At 55.9% G+C, this 22932-nt stretch carries 25 protein-coding genes and 1 tRNA gene; 10 read left to right on the forward strand and 16 right to left on the reverse strand.

Annotated elements, in window-relative coordinates:
* Positions 1-62: 62 nt before the first annotated feature.
* The 6 genes from BDE40_RS10800 to BDE40_RS10820 form a co-directional block, all read right to left on the reverse strand.
* On the reverse strand, positions 63-848 hold the full coding sequence (locus BDE40_RS10800; protein WP_134014540.1) for an alpha/beta hydrolase: 786 nt from the start codon (positions 846-848) through the stop codon (positions 63-65).
* 36 nt (positions 849-884) lie between these two features.
* Positions 885-960: transfer RNA gene (locus BDE40_RS10805), tRNA-Trp, on the reverse strand.
* A gap of 122 nt (positions 961-1082) precedes the next feature.
* Positions 1083-1244, reverse strand: coding sequence for a hypothetical protein (locus BDE40_RS18225; RefSeq protein WP_162848073.1), 162 nt, complete (start codon positions 1242-1244; stop codon positions 1083-1085).
* A gap of 272 nt (positions 1245-1516) precedes the next feature.
* A complete protein-coding gene (locus BDE40_RS10810) occupies positions 1517-2173 on the reverse strand; it encodes a CatB-related O-acetyltransferase (RefSeq protein WP_134014541.1) in 657 nt (218 codons plus the stop codon).
* A gap of 188 nt (positions 2174-2361) precedes the next feature.
* Positions 2362-3537 (reverse strand): elongation factor Tu, encoded by a 1176-nt coding sequence (tuf, locus tag BDE40_RS10815; RefSeq protein ID WP_134014542.1) that lies wholly within the window; start codon positions 3535-3537, stop codon positions 2362-2364.
* Positions 3538-3625: 88 nt separating this feature from the next.
* Positions 3626-4285 carry a hypothetical protein gene (locus BDE40_RS10820; RefSeq protein ID WP_134014543.1) on the reverse strand — a complete coding sequence of 220 codons (660 nt, stop codon included), beginning with the start codon at positions 4283-4285 and terminating at the stop codon, positions 3626-3628.
* A gap of 107 nt (positions 4286-4392) precedes the next feature.
* Between BDE40_RS10820 and BDE40_RS10825 the strand changes: the two genes are divergently transcribed.
* Positions 4393-5754 (forward strand): cytochrome P450, encoded by a 1362-nt coding sequence (locus BDE40_RS10825; protein WP_134014544.1) that lies wholly within the window; start codon positions 4393-4395, stop codon positions 5752-5754.
* A 15-nt stretch (positions 5755-5769) separates the two neighbouring features.
* Here the strand turns inward: BDE40_RS10825 and BDE40_RS10830 are convergent, their stop codons facing one another.
* On the reverse strand, positions 5770-8109 hold the full coding sequence (locus BDE40_RS10830; protein WP_134014545.1) for a DNA topoisomerase IV subunit A: 2340 nt from the start codon (positions 8107-8109) through the stop codon (positions 5770-5772).
* A gap of 137 nt (positions 8110-8246) precedes the next feature.
* On the opposite strand from BDE40_RS10830, the gene BDE40_RS10835 reads away from it, so the two are divergent.
* The 6 genes from BDE40_RS10835 to BDE40_RS10860 all read left to right on the forward strand — a co-directional run bounded on the left by BDE40_RS10835 (position 8247) and on the right by BDE40_RS10860 (position 12351).
* On the forward strand, positions 8247-8774 hold the full coding sequence (locus BDE40_RS10835; protein ID WP_162848074.1) for an SH3 domain-containing protein: 528 nt from the start codon (positions 8247-8249) through the stop codon (positions 8772-8774).
* A 33-nt stretch (positions 8775-8807) separates the two neighbouring features.
* Positions 8808-9638: an SDR family NAD(P)-dependent oxidoreductase gene (locus BDE40_RS10840; protein ID WP_073142150.1), complete on the forward strand. Its 831-nt coding sequence runs from the start codon at positions 8808-8810 to the stop codon at positions 9636-9638.
* Between the two features lie 70 nt (positions 9639-9708).
* Entirely contained in the window at positions 9709-9918 is a 210-nt protein-coding gene (locus BDE40_RS10845) for a twin transmembrane helix small protein (RefSeq protein ID WP_073142147.1), read from the forward strand.
* Positions 9919-9922: 4 nt separating this feature from the next.
* On the forward strand, positions 9923-10495 hold the full coding sequence (locus BDE40_RS10850) for a cob(I)yrinic acid a,c-diamide adenosyltransferase (protein WP_134014547.1): 573 nt from the start codon (positions 9923-9925) through the stop codon (positions 10493-10495).
* Positions 10496-10663: 168 nt separating this feature from the next.
* Positions 10664-11425 (forward strand): electron transfer flavoprotein subunit beta/FixA family protein, encoded by a 762-nt coding sequence (locus BDE40_RS10855; RefSeq protein ID WP_073142142.1) that lies wholly within the window; start codon positions 10664-10666, stop codon positions 11423-11425.
* Positions 11425-12351, forward strand: coding sequence for an electron transfer flavoprotein subunit alpha/FixB family protein (locus BDE40_RS10860; protein WP_134014548.1), 927 nt, complete (start codon positions 11425-11427; stop codon positions 12349-12351). The genes BDE40_RS10855 and BDE40_RS10860 overlap by 1 nt, the downstream gene beginning before the upstream one ends.
* A 51-nt stretch (positions 12352-12402) precedes the next feature.
* Here the strand turns inward: BDE40_RS10860 and BDE40_RS10865 are convergent, their stop codons facing one another.
* Positions 12403-13209: a DUF6473 family protein gene (locus BDE40_RS10865; protein ID WP_134014549.1), complete on the reverse strand. Its 807-nt coding sequence runs from the start codon at positions 13207-13209 to the stop codon at positions 12403-12405.
* Between the two features lie 160 nt (positions 13210-13369).
* Between BDE40_RS10865 and BDE40_RS10870 the strand changes: the two genes are divergently transcribed.
* The gene (locus tag BDE40_RS10870) at positions 13370-14245 is read left to right on the forward strand and encodes a 3-hydroxybutyryl-CoA dehydrogenase (protein WP_134014550.1); all 876 of its coding nucleotides are present in this window, start codon (positions 13370-13372) and stop codon (positions 14243-14245) included.
* 3 nt (positions 14246-14248) lie between these two features.
* Here the strand turns inward: BDE40_RS10870 and BDE40_RS10875 are convergent, their stop codons facing one another.
* Genes BDE40_RS10875 through BDE40_RS10905 form a run of 7 tightly spaced genes read right to left on the reverse strand, consistent with a single transcriptional unit; the run spans position 14249 to position 19665 of the window.
* Positions 14249-15142 (reverse strand): lysophospholipid acyltransferase family protein, encoded by an 894-nt coding sequence (locus BDE40_RS10875; RefSeq protein WP_134014551.1) that lies wholly within the window; start codon positions 15140-15142, stop codon positions 14249-14251.
* Positions 15143-15156: 14 nt separating this feature from the next.
* Positions 15157-15426: an HPr family phosphocarrier protein gene (locus BDE40_RS10880; protein ID WP_134014552.1), complete on the reverse strand. Its 270-nt coding sequence runs from the start codon at positions 15424-15426 to the stop codon at positions 15157-15159.
* Between the two features lie 2 nt (positions 15427-15428).
* Positions 15429-15818, reverse strand: a complete 390-nt coding sequence (locus BDE40_RS10885; RefSeq protein ID WP_134014553.1) for a PTS sugar transporter subunit IIA — start codon at positions 15816-15818, stop codon at positions 15429-15431.
* Positions 15819-15834: 16 nt separating this feature from the next.
* Positions 15835-16737 (reverse strand): RNase adapter RapZ, encoded by a 903-nt coding sequence (gene rapZ / locus BDE40_RS10890; protein ID WP_134014554.1) that lies wholly within the window; start codon positions 16735-16737, stop codon positions 15835-15837.
* A complete protein-coding gene (locus BDE40_RS18565) occupies positions 16734-17183 on the reverse strand; it encodes an HPr kinase/phosphorylase (RefSeq protein ID WP_134014555.1) in 450 nt (149 codons plus the stop codon). The genes rapZ and BDE40_RS18565 overlap by 4 nt, the downstream gene beginning before the upstream one ends.
* Before the next feature lie 59 nt (positions 17184-17242).
* On the reverse strand, positions 17243-18961 hold the full coding sequence (locus BDE40_RS10900; RefSeq protein ID WP_134014556.1) for a sensor histidine kinase: 1719 nt from the start codon (positions 18959-18961) through the stop codon (positions 17243-17245).
* A 2-nt stretch (positions 18962-18963) separates the two neighbouring features.
* A complete protein-coding gene (locus BDE40_RS10905) occupies positions 18964-19665 on the reverse strand; it encodes a response regulator transcription factor (RefSeq protein WP_073142117.1) in 702 nt (233 codons plus the stop codon).
* 309 nt (positions 19666-19974) lie between these two features.
* Between BDE40_RS10905 and BDE40_RS10910 the strand changes: the two genes are divergently transcribed.
* Positions 19975-21573 carry a phosphoenolpyruvate carboxykinase gene (locus BDE40_RS10910; protein WP_134014557.1) on the forward strand — a complete coding sequence of 533 codons (1599 nt, stop codon included), beginning with the start codon at positions 19975-19977 and terminating at the stop codon, positions 21571-21573.
* Positions 21570-22139 carry a DUF3859 domain-containing protein gene (locus BDE40_RS10915; protein ID WP_134014558.1) on the forward strand — a complete coding sequence of 190 codons (570 nt, stop codon included), beginning with the start codon at positions 21570-21572 and terminating at the stop codon, positions 22137-22139. The genes BDE40_RS10910 and BDE40_RS10915 overlap by 4 nt, the downstream gene beginning before the upstream one ends.
* Here BDE40_RS10915 and BDE40_RS10920 read toward each other — a convergent pair.
* Complete coding sequence (locus BDE40_RS10920) at positions 22136-22897, reverse strand: sulfite exporter TauE/SafE family protein (protein ID WP_342775013.1); 762 nt, start codon at positions 22895-22897, stop codon at positions 22136-22138. The genes BDE40_RS10915 and BDE40_RS10920 overlap by 4 nt on opposite strands.
* Positions 22898-22932 lie beyond the last annotated feature (35 nt).

Genomic DNA, 22932 nt, shown 5'->3' on the forward strand with positions numbered 1-22932 from the left:
TTGGTTGTGTTCAGTGGGTCAGTTACGTCCACTTGACCCGCTTTGCAAGAGGGCTGCCAGTTTTAGTCATCCTCGCGCAGCCGTGCGAACTGGTCGATCACCATCTGCATATAGGGCGTCCCGTCGGGATGCGTGCCATCTAACACTTCGTCGACCTGAGACACATGACCTTTAACTTTGGTGTCAATCAACGTCAGTGGCGCGCCGACTTGTTCCGCACGTGCAGCACCCAACTGAGCATTGCCGATATTAATAATCCTGTCGTTTGGGCCATGAAACATCAGACAGGGTGGCCCATCCGCCTCCAGTCGCCAAGGTTGAACAACCGCAGAGCTTATAGCGACCACAGCATCCGGGCGTGATACCCGCCGCACCCAGGGCATTGGCGGATAGGCCAAAGCCAAGCCGGCGATTCCACCAGCGGAAATTCCCAACACTCCAAGTTTTCGGGACGCGATACCCAGACGTTCGCCTTCGACCCAAAGGTACTCGATCGCGTTGGACATATCTTCCATCGCAGCGATGAATGCCGCCCCGTAGAGGTTGGGCGACATGTCCAGCCCCACCTTTTCGGATCGGGCCACTTGAGCCTGAATATGCTCCACATCCTCATCGGAGAACGCATCCAGATCAGTTCGCAGGCGATAACTCATGGAGGCCATCGCGAAACCCGCATCCGTCAGTTTTTGGGCGAAGTGGCCCGTTTCGACATGCGCGCGGTGTCCACGGCGAAAGCCTCCCCCGTGCGCGTATATCACACAGGCATCAGCGGTCAGGGTATCAGGAAGGTAGAGGTCAAGCTCGAGCTTATGACGAGGATCGTACACAATGTCGGAGACACATTTCATGGTGGCCGACGTGACCTCTTACTCAAAAAATATCAATGGCAGGGGATGAGAGACTCGAACTCACGACCCTCGGTTTTGGAGACCGATGCTCTACCAACTGAGCTAATCCCCTGCACTTAATGGTGAGGTGTTAATAAAGCAGAGGTGGCTTTGCAAGGGATCATCTGCTCCAAAAAGTTAAAATTGAGTTCCTGCCCACCAAACTCGCGAGCGGTCTGGCAGAAAAGCAACGCCTTACTGACGCGGCAGGCCGGACAGTATGGATACCAATGCATCGAGCTGCGCTTCAGACAACGTCTCCAATCCTGTCTGGACGGATTGGTCGGTGGAATCAGCGATTGCGGGGCCAGCAAGAAGGCCAAGCACCACGCCAAAAGACAGTATTACATTTTTCATTGCTTGCAGTCCTTGCGACGATCACTCGAAGCCCTTCGAGCACGGGTCGAACCACACGGGCTCGACACCGCTCTATTTGGCCATTTGAATCGCATTTAACAGACACGAACCTGTCACCGTCGATCACGCCAGCGTGGTTTAGTTGCAAAAGCTACATAAGTATTTGTTTTACTTATTATATTTGAAATCATTCCAATCCGCACAGCTCCTGTGCAGGAAAGCCCGATCCCGCAGGCGCGCTTGATAATGGTCGCCAAACTGCCCGGCCCCGCTCATGACCACGGCGCCGCAAGCCTCAGGGCATCCAGATCTGCTCCGCAAATGGCGGATTCATGGTCTACAATCCGGTCTATGGGCCAGTCCCACCATGCGACCTTCAGCAATTCTGACACTGTCGGAGCATCAAACCGCATCCGGACCAGTCGCGCAGGATTGCCTGCATAGATCGCATAGTCCGGCACCTCGCCCGCCACGACACTCCCCGCGCCGATAATCGCGCCGGAGCCAATACGCGCGCCCGGCAATATCCGCGCACCCTGCCCGATCCAGACGTCATTCCCGACCACCGTATCCGGCCCGGGCGCAGGCATCGAAGGCCGCCCCTCCCTATCGCCTCCGAACACGGCGAACGGAAAGCTGGAGAACCCGTCATGACGGTGGTTGGCGGACGACGTGATAAACATCACCCCATCCGCGATCTGGCAAAACTTTCCGATCACCAGCTTCTCTGGCGAAAAGTCGTAAAGATACGGCGCAAGATGGGCTGCCCAATCGTCAGGCGGCGTGTGGGCGCTGGCGTAGGTGTAGTCGCCCACCATAAAACGCGGGTGCTCCAATACGGGCTTCAGGAACACCGTTCCCGAATGCGCAGAGCCGTCCGGCAAGACAATCGGAAACGGCGTCGAAGGTGCAGGAAATTTGTCGGACATAAAAACGGCCTTTGTGGGTCTGGATTAAACTTTAAACCAGATCGCAGCTCTGCCCGCCACCCTGCCATACGTTTTGCCGACACTTTGCCGACGCCTTGCAGACCGCTATTTTTCGGCCCCTTCAAGGAAAAAGGCCGCCCCCTTCGGAGCGGCCTTTTCTATTCAGTAACACCCGAGTGGGTGACAGATTAATCTGTAATCTTCGACACAACACCAGCGCCAACAGTCCGGCCACCCTCACGGATAGCGAAGCGGAGGCCTTGCTCCATGGCGATCGGCGCGATCAGCTCGACGTCGAACTTCAGGTTGTCGCCTGGCATAACCATTTCCGTGCCTGCTGGCAGGTTAACAGTGCCCGTGACGTCCGTTGTGCGGAAGTAGAACTGCGGACGGTAGTTCGCGAAGAACGGCGTGTGACGGCCACCCTCTTCTTTGGTGAGGATGTAGGCCTCGGCCTCGAACTTGGTGTGTGGTGTCACCGAGCCCGGCTTGACCAGAACCTGACCACGCTCAACGCCGTCACGGTCGATGCCGCGCAGCAGGACGCCGACGTTGTCGCCAGCTTCACCGCGATCCAGCAGTTTGCGGAACATTTCAACACCGGTACAGGTGGTTTTTGTGGTGTCACGGATGCCCACGATGGACAGCTCGTCACCAACGTTAACCACACCGCGCTCGATACGGCCGGTCACAACCGTGCCGCGACCGGAGATCGAGAACACGTCCTCGATTGGCAGCAGGAACGGCTGGTCAACAGCGCGCTCTGGTGTCGGGATGTATTCGTCAACAGCGGCCATCAGCTTGCGGATGGAATCCTCGCCGATTGCTTCGTCGCGGCCTTCCATAGCGGCCAGAGCCGAGCCCGGGATCACTGGAATATCGTCGCCAGGATAGTCGTAGGAAGACAGCAGCTCGCGGATTTCCATTTCAACCAGCTCGAGCAGCTCGTCGTCATCCACTTGGTCAACTTTGTTCATGTAAACGACCATCTTCGGGATACCAACCTGGCGGCCCAGCAGGATGTGCTCGCGGGTTTGTGGCATCGGGCCGTCAGCCGCGTTCACAACCAGGATCGCGCCGTCCATTTGGGCAGCACCGGTGATCATGTTTTTGACGTAGTCGGCGTGGCCGGGGCAGTCAACGTGGGCGTAGTGGCGGTTTTCGGTCTCGTACTCGACGTGAGCGGTCGAGATCGTGATGCCACGGGCTTTTTCTTCGGGCGCGCCGTCGATTTGGTCATACGCTTGGAAATCGCCGAAATACTTCGTGATTGCGGCTGTCAGCGTGGTTTTGCCGTGGTCAACGTGGCCGATTGTGCCGATGTTGACGTGTGGTTTAGAGCGTTCAAACTTTTCCTTAGCCATAGCGTTAGGCGCCTCAAAATTAGGGGGCCCGCCAGGACCCGTTTCACTTCGCGCGCTACCTATGCAGGATCACAAGAAAAATCAAGCGTCAGTTGGCCGAGGGGTCAACAACTGTTGGCGCTGCGGCATCAGGATCAGCCGCGGCATCGGCTTTCGCCTTCTCAGCCAGCGCCGCAAGGTCGTCTTTGGCTGATGCTTCTTTAGCTTTTGCATCCACGTCTTGGCCGAACAAATCTCCATTCGCGACCAGCCACCGCTCAACGGCTTTAGCAAATTGTGCTGCCAGATTTTGCATCTGCTGTTCGGTTGAGTTGAAGAAACCGGATCCGATAAAAGTCTCGCCATCCAGCTGTTCTAAAACGAGAATTTGCTTGGATCTCTCTTCTAGTCGGGTCTTGGTCGCGCTGTCCCAGATATGAACCGTGGCACTCATCGCTGACCGGGGCGCCAAGGCAAGCCGTCCACCCTTTGTGGCCAGAATATATCCGTCGAGGCTGTAGCTGATATGATAGAGCTTCTCGCCTTCGTACCGCCGAAAACGCTTGTCGATGGCGGCTTCCAGCACTTTCTCCCAGTCTTCGGCAGAGGCCGAACGGGACACACCCATCTTACTGGCCTTGTCGGTTACCGCGACATTCAGGTCCAACTTGAAGTCGCCAAGTGGGGGCTGGTCCTCGGTATCAGGGTTCGGCACCGCACAGGCAGCCAAAACGAATACAGCGGTCAAAGCAGGAAGAATGGCGCGCATGGATCGGGTTTCCTTCAAGTCTTGTTCAGCTTGGATACCTGAGCTGCCCCAAGGGTGCAATCATACGCCGCGTTGCCGTGGCGCGAAGACCGCATATATTGTGAGGTATGAAAGACAACACCAGCACTTATCCGCCCCGCGTGAAGCTTGTCACTGAAAAGTGGGGCATTCTACAATCCCTACGCGCAGCACAACGCAACCTGATCGAAATCATCCCCGAAATCGCGCTGCATCAGCCGATTGTGACGGGCAAGATGGGCAAACCATGGCACATGGTGATGGATCCTGACGCCATTCGCCAGATATTGCGCGACCGGCTTGATGACTACCCCAAATCCGATGTCACCAAAAACATCCTGCGCCCCGCAATTGGCGACAGTCTATTCGTTGCCGAGGGGGCCCATTGGCGCTGGCAGCGACGTGCTGCGGCTCCGGTTTTCTCGCATCGTAACGTCGCCAACCTTGCCCCGATCATGAGTGCTGCGGCGGACCGGTCCTGCGCACGCATTGATGCCCATGTGGGTCGAGCCGCCGATATGTACGCAGAGATGGTGACTTCAACATTCGAAGTGATCTCGGATGTGACGTTCTCTGGTGATGAAGGTTTTGACCGCGCGGCCATCCACAAGGCAATCGACGGATACATTGACAGCACTGCAAAGGTTTCACTGTTTGACGTACTGGGCCTGCCCACATGGGTTCCGCGCCCTGGTCGCTTGATGTCCTCGGGCGGCATGAAGACGATGAAATCCATGGCCGATGGCGTGATCAGCAACCGCAAGGCCAAGCCAGATGGAGAAGTGCCCGACCTTTTGGATTTGCTCATGGCGGGCGAAGATCCTGAGACCAAACGGTCGATGAACACCTCCGAGTTACGCGACAATCTTCTGACATTCATCGTCGCGGGGCACGAAACAACGGCGCTGACCTTGGCTTGGGCGCTTTACCTCTGCGCCTTCGACGAAAGTGTTCAGGATCGGGCGCGGGACGATGCGCAATCAGTTCTGCAAGGGCGCACAGCAACGGAAGGTGACCTTAAAGACCTGCCTTACATACGGCAAATCATAGATGAAACGCTGCGGCTCTACCCGCCCGCTGCCTTCCTGTCTCGCACCGCGCAGGTGCAGGACGAACTGTGCGGGCGGCCAATCGCACCGGGTGATACGGTGATGCTGCCCGTTTATGCACTGCACAGGTCGCGGATGCTTTGGGATGATCCGGATGCCTTTGATCCGGAGCGGTTCGCCAAGGGCAAGAAGGTCGACCGCTTCGCCTATCTGCCATTTGGCGACGGGCCACGCATCTGCATCGGAATGAGCTTTGCGGTACAAGAAGCGGTCATAATACTGGCCACAATCCTGTCGCGGTTCAAATTCACACGGGTGAAGGGCAAAGACCCCTACCCCGTTTTGATTCTGACATTGCGACCTGAAGGCGGGGTATGGCTGAACGTCGAACGTGCCGATTAGGCCGCTGAAATCGCGTCAGTCAAACTTGTAGCTTTTCGGGAACCCGTAAGGGGGGCGCTTGCCGACACCGGCACGCTTGCCAAGCCACTCCGTCATGTCGGGCTCATGGCGAATTTTGCCGCCTCCCATGCCCCATGTCAGCCCATCGTCCCACGCGAAGGTCGTGAGGTCGGACAAACCGCCGTCAAGCTCGAGTGAGCCTTGCTTGCCACGAGCCATGTTGTATTTTTGAAGCCGCACGCCTTTGCCACGGCCCATTTCAGGAAGCTCGGACGTTGGGAAGACCAAAAACTTGCCGTTCTGGCTGACGATGGCGACGTGATCACCGGTTACAGGTCGACAAACGACGGCGTGGGCATCCTTGACATTAAGCACCTGCTTGCCGCTGCGGGTCTGTGCAACAACGTCGTCTTCCGGCACCACAAAGCCATTGCCCTCAGAAGACGCGACCAGCAATTTGCGACCCGGCGCGTGGATGAACATATCGACAATTTCGGCTTCGTTGGGCAAGTCGACCATCAGACGCAACGGCTCGCCCATGCCACGCCCGCCAGGCAGATTGGCAGCGGACACGGTATAAAAACGACCGTTTGATCCGAAGACCAACAGCTTGTCGGTGGTTTCCGCGTGGAAAACAAAACGCCCCTCATCGCCATCCTTGAACTTCAGTTCACGGGTCAGATCGATATGGCCGGTCATTGCGCGGACCCAGCCCATCTTGGAGCAGACCACAGTGATCGGCTCGCGGTCGATCATGGCTTCCAACGGCACGTCTGCGATCTCGGTGGCTTCAGCGAATTGCGTACGCCGCGCGCCACCTTCGCTATCCTTGCCAAACAGCTTGCGCACGTCACGCAATTGCTCGGTGATCTTCTTCCACTGCAAATCGTCGCTATCGAGCAGGTCTTCTAGACCAGCGCGCTCGATCATCAATTCATCACGCTCGCGCTTCAACTCCATCTCTTCGAGACGGCGCAAGCTACGCAGACGCATGTTGAGGATCGCGTCGGCTTGAACTTCGGTCAGCGACGGCTCGCCGGTGCGAGAGCTCGGGCCGACATAATCTTTCTCGTCCATCGCACGCGGATGGTCTTTGCCCCAATCCTCGAACATCAGTCCGGATTTGGGATCATCGTCATAACGGATGATATCAATCACACGATCAAGGTTGAGGAAGGCGAGGATGAAGCCTTCCAAGACCTCTAAACGGTGGTCGATTTTTTCCAACCGGTGCTGCGAGCGGCGCTGCAACACTTCGCGGCGGTGGTCGAGGAAGGCGCGCAGCACCTCTTTCAAAGAACATACCTTGGGCGTGCGCCCGTCGATCAACACGTTCATATTCAGCGAGAACCGCACTTCCAGATCGGAGTTGCGGAACATCATGCCCATCAGAACTTCAGGGTCGACATTCTTGGAGCGCGGTTCCAGCACAACGCGGATATCTTCGGCACTTTCGTCGCGGATATCGGCAAGGATCGGGACCTTCTTGGTCTGGATCACTTCAGCGATTTTCTCGATCAGCTTTGATTTTTGAACCTGATAGGGAATCTCGGTGACCACAATTTGCCAAAGACCACGGCCCAGATCCTCAACCTCCCACTTGGAGCGCAGACGGAAGGAGCCCCGCCCTGTGCGGTAGGCCTCAAGGATATTCTCGCGCGGCTCGACGATCGTGCCACCTGTCGGGAAGTCTGGCCCCGGCACATGTTCCAGCAAAGTCTCATCGCGGGCGTTCGGAGCTTTGATCAGGTGAATACACCCGTTGATCAGCTCATCGATATTGTGGGGCGGAATATTGGTCGCCATGCCCACCGCGATCCCGCTGGAACCATTGGCGAGCAGGTTGGGGAAGGTCGCGGGCAAAACGGCAGGCTCTTCAAGCGTGCCATCGTAGTTGGGGCGATAATCAACCGCATCCTCGTTGAGGCCTTCGAGCAGGGCCTCAGCGGCAGCGGTCATGCGGGCTTCGGTATAGCGGGCTGCAGCGGGGTTATCACCGTCGATATTACCGAAGTTGCCTTGGCCGTCGACCAGCGGGTACCGGACGTTAAATTCCTGCGCCAGGCGGGCCATTGCATCATAAATCGCAGCATCGCCGTGGGGGTGGTAGTTCCCCATCACGTCGCCGGAAATCTTTGCCGATTTACGGAAGCCACCATTGGAGGCGAGTTTGAGTTCACGCATCGCATACAGAATGCGGCGGTGTACCGGCTTCAATCCATCCCGCGCATCGGGCAGCGCGCGGTGCATAATCGTCGACAACGCATAGGTCAGATAGCGGTCGCCAATCGCTTTGAGCAGCGGTTCGGCCAGTTCGGACGGCTCAATCTGGGGGGTGTCGGCATTGTCAGACATAGATGCTGTGTAGCGTCACTGATCGGGAGCGTAAAGCGGCGAGATTTGCAATCAGGGGAGTAATTCTTCCGGTTTCCCCGTGGTCGTTTCGTGATAAGATGACACAAGGGCTCGAATACGCCTTGGGGGATTGTTTTATGTTAAAATGGGTCGTCGGCTTGTGCGCCGCATTGTACTTGGTCTTGATCACGATGGGGGAACCCACGAGTGAGGAGCTGGCATCGCGAAAAGCGCGGGCAGAGCAACAAGTTACCAGAACTGTATCGACCACTTTGGAAGCTCCCGCCATTCAGGTTTCCAACGCTGTGGCGGAACCCGAAACAACCGCCATTCCAGCCGCTTTGACGACACTGGAAGAGATCGAATCCCCCGCGCTTGTGTCCGCATCGACAGAAACGACCACGCCCGCCGCGGCTGAGCCAGTGGCAACGCAACAACTTGCAACCACCCCGGAGGTTGCTACCACGACGATCCGCCGTGTGACCGGCAAACGCGTCAACTTGCGCGCGGGTCCGTCCACCACCGCAAAAATTGTCGGTCGTGCCGTGCGCAACGACAGCGCAGAATTGGTTGAGATGCTGCCCAGCGGTTGGGCCAAGGTCTATATTCTGGAAACCGGCATCGAAGCCTACATTTCTGCTCAGTTTCTATCAGACGCGGGCTAGTCGCCGTAGCACGGTTGCGATAGCGATAGCCACATGACACGCAAATCCATTCTTATCACCGGCTGTTCCTCGGGTATCGGCTACGACGCGGCACATGCGCTGCACAAGCGCGGCTGGAGAGTCTTTGCCACCTGCCGGAAACAAGACGACTGCGACCGGTTGATCCGCGAGGGGCTTGAAAGCTTCGTGCTGGATCAAAGCGACACCGCCTCCATGTCTGCGGCAATTGAAGAGGTGCTGACCCGTACCAGTGGCACTCTAGACGCGCTGTTCAACAACGCGGCCTTTGGCTTTCCGGCGGCGGTGGAAGACGTGCCGACAGACGCATTGCGCTCGATCTTCGAGACCAACCTGTTTGGCTATCACGAGCTAACCCGCCAAGTGATCCCGATCATGCGAGCGCAGGGGCATGGGCGGATATTGAACTGCTCTTCAGTGTTGGGGTTCGTCGCGCTGAAACTGCGCGGGGCGTATAACAGCACCAAGTTCGCCATGGAAGGATTGACGGACACGCTTCGCGTCGAGATGCGTGGCAGCGGGATTGACGTGATCCTGATTCAGCCGGGTCCGATTACGTCAAAATTGCGCCAGAACTCGATCCCGCATTTCGAGAAATGGATCGACTGGCGTTCCTCGGCCCGCAAGGCTGAGTATGAGGAGAAGGTGCTAACACGGCTGTATGAGGATCGCGGTCCAGACACGTTCGAGCTGCCAGCCTCCGCTGTCAGTGACAAGGTGTGGCGGGCGCTGACAGATGCGAACCCTAAGGCCCGTTATAAGATCACCACGCCGACCTATCTGATGGCTTTTCTGAAGCGCCTTCTTCCGACTCGTCTGGTCGATTGGCTAATTGACCGCATGTGATTCAGGTTCGCTTTTTGCATATGCTCCGCTAGATGCAATTCAAACACATGCAACCTACGGGGGCTGAAACATGGCCGACGACCCACTTTTCATTGTAGTCGCAGTCGCGTGCATTGCGGTGCTGATCATCCTTCTGATTGGTATTGGCGGCTTCGCCAAAGGCGGCGATTTCAACCGCAAACACGCCAACCGCATCATGCGCTACCGCATCGCGGCGCAGTTCATAGCGGTAATCCTTATCCTCATCTTTGTCTTTTTCCGGCGCATGGGAGGCGCGTAAGCACATGGTCGTTCTGAATAAAATCTATACGAAAACCGGCGATGCTGGTGAAACGGCATTGGGCAACGGATCGCGCGTGGCCAAGCATTCATCCCGCGTAAATGCCTACGGCACTGTGGACGAGACGAACGCAACCGTAGGACTGGCACGCCAGCACGCGAGCGGCGAAATAGACGCGCAACTGGCGATGATCCAGAACGATCTGTTCGATCTTGGCGCGGATCTGTGCCGCCCAGATATGGAGAAAGACGCGGATGCCGAGTACCAGCCTCTGCGTGTGGCGGCGGCGCAAGTGTCACGTCTGGAAAACGAGATCGACGCGATGAATGCGGCACTGGAGCCGCTGCGGTCCTTCATCCTGCCCGGTGGCTCGGCACTGGCAGCGCAACTGCATCTATGCCGCACGGTATCGCGTCGCGCGGAGCGACTGACCGTGGAACTGGCGGCAATGGAATCAGTGAACGCGGACGCGGTGAAATATCTCAATCGTCTGTCGGACTGGTTCTTCGTGGCGTCCCGTATTGCCAATAATGACGGCAAAGACGACGTACTTTGGGTTCCGGGCGCCAATCGCTAGCGCAAACATCTTGCGTTTGTGAAATTTTTCGTCATTTTTTCACAAACGCGGCGTCACAGACCAGTGTGGCGTCGATTTTAACCTGTTTTCCGCAGACTGCCTCCGGTATCTCGGAAAGTGGAATTATAATGTGTCCACTCCGGATGCTGAACTAGGGAGATACCGCAGATGAAGGTCCTCGTACCCGTCAAACGCGTGATCGACTATAACGTGAAAGTCCGTGTCAAAGCGGACGGGAGCGGCGTCGATCTTGCTAACGTCAAAATGTCCATGAACCCGTTCGACGAAATTGCTGTCGAACAGGCCATCCGCCTGAAAGAGGCCGGAAAGGTCGATGAGGTTGTGGCAGTTTCCATTGGTGTGAAGCAAAGCCAGGAAACTTTGCGCACGGCGCTGGCAATGGGTGCGGACCGCGCGATCCTGATCGTGGCAGCTGATGACGTGCATAATGATATCGAACCTCTTGCCGTTGCCAAATTGCTCAAAGCAGTTGTTGACGAAGAGCAGCCCGGCCTTGTGCTGTGCGGCAAGCAAGCGATCGACAATGACATGAATGCCACCGGCCAAATGCTGTCGGCGCTTTTGGGTTGGTCCCAAGCGACCTTCGCCTCCGAGTTGGAAATCGACGGTGACAAGGCTGTTGTGACCCGCGAAGTCGATGGTGGTCTGCAAACCATCAAGGTCAACATGCCAACCGTTGTGACCGTAGACCTGCGCCTGAACGAGCCACGCTATGCGTCGCTTCCAAACATCATGAAGGCCAAGAAAAAGCCTTTGGATGAAAAAACCGCTGCCGACTACGGCGTGGACGTGGGCAACCGCCTCGAAATTGTGAAAACGGCAGAGCCTGAGACCCGCAAGGCGGGCATCAAAGTCGCTTCGGTCGAAGAACTTGTGGCAAAACTTAAAGACGAAGCAGGAGTACTCTGATGGCTGTTTTACTTCTTGCAGAAATCACCGATGGCCAGTTGGCCATGGACGCCACCGCGAAAACCGTGACGGCATCAAAGCCCTTGGGCGACATCACCGTGCTGTGCGTTGGTGCCACTTGTGCCGCCGCAGCGAAGGAGGCCGCGACGATCGAGGGTGTTTCCAAAGTGTTGTGCGCAGAGCATGATCTTTACGGTCACCGCCTCGCAGAGCCTGCCGCCGATTTGGTGGTCAGCCTTGCAGGGGATTACTCGCACATCGTCGCGCCTGCGACGACCGACGCAAAGAACCTCATGCCGCGCATTGCAGCATTGCTGGACGTGATGGTGATCTCTGACATCACTGCCGTGATCGATGCCGACACGTTCGAGCGTCCGATCTACGCAGGCAACGCCTTGCAAACGGTCAAATCCGCTGACGCGACCAAGGTTATCTCGGTGCGTGGATCAGTCTTTGACGCGGCGGCCACGGGTGGCTCGGCTTCGGTCGAAAACATTGGTGCGGCGGGCGACCCCGGCCTTTCGGCATGGGTCGAAGACAAGGTCGCAGAATCTGATCGACCAGAGCTGACCTCCGCTGGTGTCGTTGTATCCGGCGGTCGTGGCGTTGGTTCGGAAGATGACTTCGCCTTGATCGAGAAACTGGCAGACAAGCTTGGGGCCGCCGTTGGCGCATCCCGTGCAGCAGTCGACAGTGGTTATGCCCCGAACGACTGGCAGGTTGGCCAGACGGGCAAGGTTGTGGCACCGGATCTGTATATCGCAATCGGGATTTCCGGCGCGATCCAGCACTTGGCTGGGATGAAGGATTCCAAAGTCATCGTTGCAATCAACAAAGATGAGGAAGCTCCAATCTTCCAAGTGGCCGACTACGGCTTGGTCGCCGATCTGTTTGATGCAGTTCCAAAGTTGATCGACGCGCTGTAAATCATCAAAATTTTATGAAAGAGGCCCGCCGATAGCGGGCCTTTTTTATGACTACAGAACTTTAAGCAGCCGATCCGCAATTTTTCGATGGGTCGCGGGGCCGATCATTTGCTGCGCCACGGGCGCTTCCATGGCGCTGTAGACCATCCCGTCCAAAACTCCGCGTTCATGTGCGATATCGACCTCCACGATCTCATCCACCATACCCTGCAAGCGCCCCACAAGCGGAGCGTCCAGAAACAGCGGATCCGGTCCCAAATCAGCCGCGGAGAATATTTCCGACTGCGGTTCCCGCAGCCAAAGCAAGATGCAGCGTCCATTAATCTGTCGCAGCATAAGCTCCATCCGAGCAAGCCACGCTGACCGCAACTCCATCTCGATCGCTGCAAACCGTTGCGGAGAAACGGCCTTCAATGTCGTGAGAAGGTGCCGTGTAAATGAAAACTCACTGAAATCCACCTCCCGATAGATCGACCGAAGAAGCGTCGACGCCTTCAGAAACCGGTCATTTCGGCGCGCATGAACCGAATAAAACCGGTTCGACATGTTCTGAGCACCCATCACCTGAATGACCGTCGTTTTCGATCGGTTGAACAGGCTCAAAAGGGACGGGTCATGGACGAAAGCGTCGACGCCCGCATTCATCGCACTGAAATTCGCGCATGGAATGCCAATGGCCTCTTCGACCAATTCTACGAACGGCATTTTAACAAACTTCCCATACGTCTCGCTGCTACCAACAAACGAAATGTAATCGCTTTTCAGACTGCGCCTTGGCCCGCGAAACAAAAGCTTCGATTGGCCATAACGGCATTGATTGTAATTTAAAGGACTCGCGTCCACTCTTTCAAAGGCCATTGCCCCACCTCTATTTCGACTCACCCAAAGCCAGTTTTGCAGCCTCAGATTGCCAAAATGCTAAAGAGTTAATTTCTGATAACTTTTAGGTTTCTTGCGCCCCTTGCACCCTGCCCGTACCGCGGCCTATCTTGGCAGCAACCCGATGGAGTATGCGGCTATGGAAATCTCGAAAATTGGTGTCGTTGGCGCAGGCCAAATGGGAAATGGCATCGCTCACGTATTGGCGCTTGCGGGCTACCAAGTGCTCATGAACGACATTTCCCAAGACAGTCTCGATAAGGCGGTCGAAATTATCCAAGGCAATCTGGACCGCCAAGTCAGCCGCGAAAAGATCACCCCTGAAGAGCGCGACGCAGCAATGGCCAATATATCGACCACGCTGACCTTGACCGATCTTGGCCCGTCAGACCTGATCATCGAAGCCGCCACCGAGCGTGAAACAGTCAAGGCCGCCATTTTTGAAGATTTGTTGCCGCATTTGTTGCCGCATACAATCCTGACGTCGAACACATCCTCGATCTCCATCACGCGACTGGCGTCGCGCACGGACCGGCCCGAAAAGTTCATGGGCTTCCATTTCATGAACCCAGTGCCGATTATGCAATTGGTCGAACTCATCCGCGGGATCGCGACCGATAAGGAAACCTATAACGCATGCTTGGCAGTCGTCGACAAGCTAGGCAAAACTGCAGCCAGCGCCGAGGATTTCCCCGCCTTCATCGTCAACCGCATCCTGATGCCGATGATCAACGAGGCTGTTTACACGCTCTATGAAGGTGTCGGATCGGTCAAATCCATCGACGAGTCTCTAAAGCTAGGTGCCAACCATCCCATGGGGCCGCTCGAGTTGGCGGATTTCATTGGGCTCGACACCTGTTTGGCGATTATGAACGTGCTGCATGACGGGTTGGCGGATACCAAATATCGCCCCTGCCCGCTGTTGACGAAATATGTGGAAGCCGGATGGCTTGGCCGCAAATCGGATCGTGGATTCTACGACTACCGCCAAGACCCACCAGTCCCGACACGCTAGCACTTACTTTTTCGCTTGCGGCTTCAACGCCAGTGTTTTCTCGCGCAACCAAGCGACAAAGCCGCGCGGATTACTGGCCCATTTCTTGATGTCTTCAGGGTCGACAGGCTCGCCCACGATTGGGGCTTGTGGTTTATAAAGCGCATGGCGCACTTCATAAATCAGGAGACCCTGCCTTAGCGTGGCCGAAATCCGGTTCGCGATTTGGTAGGCGCGCGAATTTTGGCCTTGAAAGTAAATAGGCACGACTTTGGCACCAGAGCGGTGGATCATCTTAGCAGTAAACGGGTTCCATTCCGCCTCAATCGCAGGGCCAAATGCGGTCTCCGAGGTCGCCACAACACCGGAAGGGAACAACACAATCGCGCCGCCCTCTTTCAAATGCTCCATTGCCTTCCGGCGCATCTCCAGATTTTTCTGAAGCGCGTCTTCTTCATGCGGGAACGGTACAGGGATCATGAACATGTCGATGGCGTTTACGCCCGTCAGCAGCGATCGGGTCAGGATTTTGTAGTCCGTACGCACCCGCCCGATCAGTTCCGCCAGCACCATACCATCCACAAGTCCATGTGGGTGGTTGGCGACAAAAATCACCGGGCCGTCCTTGGGAATATTGTTGATCTGCTCCTGCGGAGTTTGCAGCTCTATGCCCATCACATCCAGCGCATCACGCCAGAAGCCTTGGCCAAACTTTACGCCACCACGCTCAAATTTCCGGATAAGAAAGAGCAGGTGAAGCTTGCCCGTAAACAGCTCCATGATGCGAATGGTCCAGGACTTCCACGGGTTGGTAAAGGTGTTGGCATAGGACAAGTTGCGCTTGTCGTAGGCCACGTATTCGGGATGGTCGTAGGGAAGATCCTCGGTTCGAGGCGGATCCTGCGGTGCGTCATTCATATCTCGCTCCGCGGTCACATATCTTCGCCGAACTTATCCGCCACCAAAGCAGCCAGAGCGTCCATCGCGGTATCGGCATCTTTGCCATCGGTCCGCACATCAATCGAAGTTCCACGCGACGCGGCAAGCATGAGCAAACCCATGATGCTGTCGCCGGATACATCCATGCCATCTTTGCACACTGTGACCCGCGCATCAAACTGCTCCGCCACTTCGACAAATTTGGCGCTCGCGCGCGCGTGAAGGCCCTTTTCGTTGATGATGTTCAGAGTGCGTTCGCCCATCGTTATACCGGCCCGTCAAAACTGTTTATATATTTGCGACCCGCTTCCATTGCGAGATCTACGGCGATCCCTACGCTTTGACCACGTGACTTAGCAAGCTTGATAAGCATCGGCAGATTGGCACCATAAAGTATCCGGCGATTGTCAGGGCTGCATGCCAAAAGCGACAGATTTGACGGGGAGCCACCAAACATATCAGTGACAACAACCACGCCATCGCCCTGATCCACACTGTCAGCGGCCGCGCATATCTCGTTCTGTTTGTCTGTACGGTCGTGATTTTCTTCAATGGTGATCGCACGGATTCCGGTTTGCGTACCGACAACGTGCTCAACCGCTGACAGGTACTCCCTTGCCAGACCGCCATGTGCGACGATGACTATTCCGATCACCCGACAAACACCCCGTTTACGTATCCCCAGAGCCAGGTTTCGCCTGACGCTCCAATTCCCGATGCCTTATAGACACTTGCCACCCCTTATTTGCAAGGGTCTTGCCCATCATTTCCGCCACGGCAACCGACCTATGCTTTCCGCCAGTACACCCGAGGCCGATTGTGAGATAGGATTTCCCTTCATCGTGAAACGCCGGAAGCAACAAATCCGTCAGGTCGTTGATCTTCTCGAAGAAGGCGTCAAAGCGATCATCTGCCGTGACATAGTTCTCCACTCTCTGATCTTTGCCAGTCAAACTGCGCAAGTCAGGTTCCCAGTGCGGGTTCCGCAAAAATCGGCAGTCATACACCATATCGACACCGTGCGGGACGCCGCGCTTATAAGAGAATGAATTCAAAAGCACCGACATTGTTGCTCCGTCCGATGCAGCAAACAGCATCGTCAGTTCGTCGCGCAATTCATGCGGGGACAGGTCCGAGGTCTCAATGACCACATCACTTCGCGATTGTATCGCACCAAGCAACTCACGCTCCCGGCGGATGCCTTCTTGCAGGCTCTCATTCGGGGCCATCGGGTGCGGACGACGTGTCTCAGAATAACGGCGGATCAGCACGTCTTCGCGGGCGTTTAGGTAGAGCAGGCTAACCTCTGCATCCGTTTGTGCAGGTAGCGCATCCACAAGCTGCATCAGAGCTTTGGTGGTGAAATCACGGTTTCGCACATCTACCCCAAGAGCGACCGAACGGGTCAGCGGCGGGCCGTCAAGAAGTCTTGGAATAAGCGACAACGGCAAGTTGTCTATCGCTTCGAATCCCAAATCTTCCAGCGCGTTAATCGCCGTACTGCGCCCCGCTCCAGAAGGACCGGTGACAATTACTATTTGATGCGGATTGGCCTTAGGACGGTCTGTGCTCATGCGCCCATAGAACCGTGAAATCCATGCTTTAGAAAGTGGAAAAGAGCGGCTGGCATATGTGGCGCGTCGAAACTAGAGAGCCGCCTCACCAAATGGTCGCCAAGTTGGACCTCGCTCGACGAAGGCAAGCGGCTCTGCACTGTGCAATCCAGATCAACTATCGCTGCAATCATCACAGGTCCCCTACACGGGGCGGATAACACTCCCATGCCGCGCGCTTCAATGGCTTCTGGCAATTTATCCGGGCGACGGGCCATGACACCCAGAGAGCTGTCCGACAGTTCGCACCTGTCATCCGCCACCAACTCCGCCCCGAACGCCATCAGTTGTAAGGCAAGCGCAGATTTCCCGGCACCGGAGTGACCGACGATCAATAACCCACTTTCATCTACGGCAACACAGGTTGCGTGGATTTGGCAGGGTAATGCAGGGCAGGAAAACGTCATAGCAGGAAACTAAAGAGGAATATCTCTATCGCCCAGCCCTATTCAGAAAATTGCTTGGATCAGGTCGGAAGACCAACCACAAAACGTGCGCCAAGCGGTTCGGATGTGATGTCAGCGTCGGTCGGGCGAATGTTTTCGGCCCAGATCACACCACCATGAGCTTCGATGATCTGCTTTGAAATTGCCAATCCGAGACCGGAATGATTACCGAACTGGCGCTCAGGGCGCTCTGAGTAGAAACGGTTGAACACTTTGTTCAATGCCTGCTCGGGGATACCAGGGCCGGTGTCTTCGACAACGACCAGAACGCGGTTGTCGCGACGGCGCGCCCAGATACGCACTGCATCACCCTCTTCGCAGAAGGATGTCGCGTTGGTGATCAGGTTCACGAAGACTTGCGCCAGACGCGCCTCTAAACCGTGAATGACAATCGGCTCGTTAGGGACATCTTTGATAAATTCGACCCCGTTCTCGGCAGCTTGCTGGCCCAAATATTCGGTCAGGTTGTTCAACATCCGCATCAGGTCGAACGGCTCTTCGTCTTCCTTCACCAGCTCGCTATCAAGACGCGAAGCGTTGGAGATATCACTGACAAGTCTGTCCAAGCGACGCACGTCATGCTCGATAACATCCAGCAAACGACTACGCTGCTCGTCGGTTTTTGCCACATGCAATGTGCCGACAGCAGAGCGCAACGACGCCAACGGATTTTTGATTTCGTGGGCCACATCAGCGGCAAACTGTTCGTTAGCATCAATGCGTTCATACAACGCCGAGACCATCCCCCGCATTGCACCAGACAATCGCCCGATCTCGTCAGGGCGCGCGGTAAGGTCCGGTATGCGAACTCGGCTCGGGCTAACTTTACGGGCGTTCTTGTCCTGCCCCAACTCTGCGGCGGCGGCGAGATCGGACAACGGATTGGCGATGGTGGATGCCAGCACAAGGCTAAGGCCGATCGAGACCAGTATCGCGATGACAAACATCTGCAATACCTGCTCGCGTTCGCTGCGGACCAATTGATCAATTTGTCCTGCGACAGTCGACAAGGCTATGACCCCAAGCACCTGACCATTGCGTTCGATTGGCGTTGCTACGGAGAATATACTGCCACCAGCGCCATCCAGACCAGTTCGACTTTCAGTTTGCCCGCTAGCCGCTTGTGCAAACAGTTTCCTTGCCTCGTCCTCTCCGCTAACGTTTGGAACCTGTTTTTGGTTGGACCCGAATGCGCTGGAAATCGTTTCCCATACGCTGTTTAGAAATCCAGTGATGACTGTGCCATTCCGGTCGCTCTGAAGTCCTTCGGTTCCCGCAAGTTCTGGGCGATCAGCCCCCATCGTGCTGGCCAACAATGCTTCGTTTGAAGAAAACACATAGACTTCAACACCAGGAGCGATGTCCAAAGCGCTGAGTGTTGCCGATGGATTTTCCAGAGTGGCATCCTCACCGGACACCGCGAGTTGGGCTTCAAACACATCCGCGATCAGCTGTGCTTCGGAGACCAGTGCGACTTCTCGCTGCGCAACAAGGCTGTCCCGAAATGGGTTGAGGAACAAAACACCCGCAACCATGAGGAGCAATGCCAGCAGGTTGAAGGTAATGATTTTACGCGCCAAGGGGGAACGGTTCAGCGAAATAAGATTTCGCTTCTCCCGTTTGGATCTAAGCTCTTGCTCGACACCGTCACCTGACTGCGTCCAGTCTTCGCCCATAACCAATTCTGCGTTTCTTGCTGGCTTGGAGCTCGCCACAGAAAACCTCGACACTAAAGACATAGCTACTCTTCGTTGTATCTGTAACCGATGCCGTAGAGGGTCTCAATCGCCGAGAACTCATCATCGGCTGTGCGCATCTTCTTGCGCAGGCGCTTGATGTGGCTGTCGATCGTGCGGTCGTCGACGTAGACCTGATCGTCATAAGCCACGTCCATCAGCTGGTCGCGCGATTTCACGAAACCCGGACGCTGCGCCAATGCCTGCAAGAGCAGGAATTCGGTCACCGTCAGAGACACATCATTGCCCTTCCACGTCACTGTGTGACGCAGGGGATCCATCGTCAGATCGCCGCGCACCATGGTTTGGGCGACTTCGCCTTCACCGGCATCATCTTTGGCAATCGCTTCTTTGCGGCGCAAGATTGCGCGGATACGTTCGACCAGCAGGCGTTGCGAGAAAGGTTTGCGCACATAGTCGTCCGCCCCCATACGCAGACCAAGAACCTCGTCGATCTCATCATCTTTTGAAGTCAGGAAGATCACAGGAACTTCGGATTTTTGACGCAAACGCTGCAACAAATCCATGCCGTCCATACGCGGCATCTTAATGTCGAGAACTGCCATGTCCGGCATTTTGCGGGTGAAAGCGTCCAGTGCGCTTTGACCATCATTATATGTTTCTACCTCAAAGCCTTCGGCCTCAAGAGTCATTTGAACGGACGTCAGGATGTTCCTGTCGTCGTCCACCAACGCGATTTTTGACATTGGGTGGCCCCTTTTTACTGCTCGTTGCTCTTATTTTTTTCTTACCATCGGCCCTTGGCCCTGCGGAATCAATGAAATTGTGGCGAATCAAGGCCTGTCCACCCTCATTTAGGCAATTCCCCCCTAATGTTTGACTAATATGCCGCACCTTATACCAATGATAACGCTATCACGTCGCGCCCGACCGGTTTCCTCCCAAAACCGACGTGGTATACGGAGATTGATCACCTCGTCGGGGTGATGCCGACGGATACAGGACCCGTTCGGACGTAAAGATGCGCGGGATTTTCCCGCTACAGGAGCAAGCTCATGATCACAGGACGCGTCAATCCAGCTCAAATGTTGGACCAACAGGGTATTTCCGGCCTTGGGAGCGTCTTCTATAACTATCTGGAACCTGCTTTGGTTGAAGAAGCCCTCAAACGCAACGAGGGCACCTTGGGTAAAGGTGGCTCGTTTCTGGTGACCACCGGCAAACACACCGGTCGCTCTCCGAAAGATAAGTTTGTTGTGCGGACCCCGTCGGTTGAGAACACCATCTGGTGGGAAAATAATGCCCCGATGGAGCCGGAAGCCTTTGATGTGCTGTATGCCGACATGGTCGAGCATATGAAAGGTGGCGACTATTTCGTGCAGGATTTGTTTGGTGGGGCCGACCCGCTTCACCGCCTCGACGTTCGCGTCGTTACCGAGTTGGCATGGCACGGCCTATTCATCCGCCACTTGCTGCGACGCCCCGAAGCAGAAGAACTGGCGACCTTCGTCCCCGAGTTCACTGTCATCAACTGCCCGAGCTTTCAGGCTGATCCAGGACGCCACGGGTGCCGTTCGGAGACGGTTATTGCGATGAACTTTGATAAGAAGTTGATCCTGATCGGTGGCACAGCCTACGCAGGCGAAAACAAAAAGTCCGTCTTCTCACTGCTCAACTACCTGTTGCCCGAGAAAAACATCATGCCGATGCACTGCTCGGCCAACCATGCCCACAGCAACCCTGCTGATGCGGCTGTGTTCTTCGGGCTTTCAGGCACAGGTAAGACCACGCTGTCAGCCGATCCCTCCCGCACGCTGATCGGCGATGACGAGCACGGCTGGTCTGATCGCGGCATCTTCAACTTTGAAGGTGGTTGCTATGCCAAGACGATCTCCTTGTCTGCAGAGGCTGAGCCGGAGATCTACGCCACAACCGAGAAATTCGGCACCGTGATCGAGAACATGGTATTCGACAAAGACACCAAAGAGTTGGACTTTGAAGACGACAGTCTGACCGCGAACATGCGTTGCGCCTATCCGCTGCCCTATATCTCCAACGCCTCCGACACGGCCCTTGGTGGCAACCCCAAGAACATCATCATGCTGACCTGCGATGCATTTGGTGTGCTACCACCCATCGCGCGACTGACGCCAGCGCAGGCAATGTATCACTTCCTGTCTGGTTTCACCTCCAAGGTCGCCGGCACCGAGCGCGGCGTGACCGAGCCGGAGCCCACATTCTCCACCTGCTTCGGTGCGCCCTTTATGCCCCGCCGCCCAGAAGTCTACGGCAACCTGTTGCGCGAAAAAATCGCTCAGCACGGCGCATCTTGCTGGCTTGTAAACACAGGCTGGACCGGTGGCGCGTATGGCACTGGCTCGCGCATGCCAATCCGCGCAACCCGCGCTCTGCTCACGGCAGCCCTGAACGGTTCCTTGAACGAAGGTGAGTTCCGTAAAGACCCGAATTTTGGCTTTGAGGTTCCCGTCACCTGCGATGGCGTCGACAACCGGCTCCTTGATCCTCGCAGCACATGGGGCAAAGAGTCTGAGTATGACGCTCAAGCCGCGAAGCTGGTGGAAATGTTTGCCGAAAACTTCGGTCAATACGTCCCGTTTATTGATGACGACGTGAAAGACGCCGCAATCGGATGATCCGCACCTTGCTCAAAGCGGTCGTAACGATCAGCCTTCTGAGCCTGAATACACCGGCACAGGCGCAGCACTTGGACAGTGTTGCGCCTGACCTGATTTTTGATGAGCGCATCTTGTCCAGAATTGACTATGGACTGGTTTGCCCTTCAGGCACCGCTAAGAAGCTCGCGGCTCCGGACACGCATTTGGGCTTCATCACCCAACGCGACCAAAGACAACGGATCGAGCACACAACCCAGGTCGTTCCACTCTCCAAGGGCATTGGATTTGGTGTAGATGTGCAGTTGCCGGAAGGCACCGAACTACGGAATGTGGAAATCTCTGTTTTTCATCCCCCCTATGTCGGCACCGATGTGACCGAGGAAAGCTGGCAAAGCGATTTGCTACCGCACGCCTCAAACCTGAACTTCTTCATGTTCGAGTTCCCGTTCGAAATGGTGGCAGGGGACTGGGCACTGCAGGCCAGTCACCAAGGCACCCTACTCTACTCGGTCAATTTCAAGGTCGTCGACCCGTCTCGTATTCCGAACTTGTCCAGCTACTGTTCGGGCGCATTGCTATCCTAACCCATCAACCCGCGCCGGATCAGGTTGAGCCCGGCCAAAAGCAAAACCCACGACGTCACTTTGCGAAACGTGGCTTGATCAATTCGGTCCTGCACCTTGAACCCCAGCCAGATGCCAACAAGAGCGGGCGGGATCAAAATGGCCGAGAACGGCAGCGTTTCCGCACGCAAAACTCCTGACTGTAAATGCGCTGCCAAAAGCATGACCGCGCCAAGCCCAAATACCACACCCTGAACGCGCATTTGCTCCTGCTTGGGTGTGTTGACCGCCGTTAGATATAAAACAGTCGGCGGCCCCCAGATACCTGACAGCCCCGCAACAAATCCGGCGAAGGCGCCAACGGCTGCCTCAATCCCGCCGTTGCGACGGGCCAAAGTCGGGTTCCAACCCAACAATTGCACTGCGGTAAAGCCGGCCACCGGCAAGCCGATGGCAAGATAGAGGATATTCGATGGGATCATCGTCACCAATTGAGCGCTGAGAACCAGCATGACCGCGCCAACACCCAAAAACAGTTTGTAATGGGTAAGAGATGTCCATGCCGCCCGCGCGCCCTGCCGCAAGGCCTGAATGCCATTGGTCGCCACCGTAGGCAGGATCAGCCCCGCCAAGGCCAATTCTGGTGACAAGAAGGTACTTAGGCCCGAGATGAATATTGTCGGCATGGCAAAACCCACGACACCCTTCACGAAACCGGAAAGCACGCCAATAAGCATGGCCAGTATCAATAATTCCGGCGAAATGATTGAGGAAAACATATCCATGAGCGTTGGTAGCCTGCCAACTTTCCAAA

Origin of the sequence: Litoreibacter halocynthiae (genome assembly GCF_004365635.1) — a bacterium.
GTDB classification, from domain to species: domain Bacteria; phylum Pseudomonadota; class Alphaproteobacteria; order Rhodobacterales; family Rhodobacteraceae; genus Litoreibacter; species Litoreibacter halocynthiae.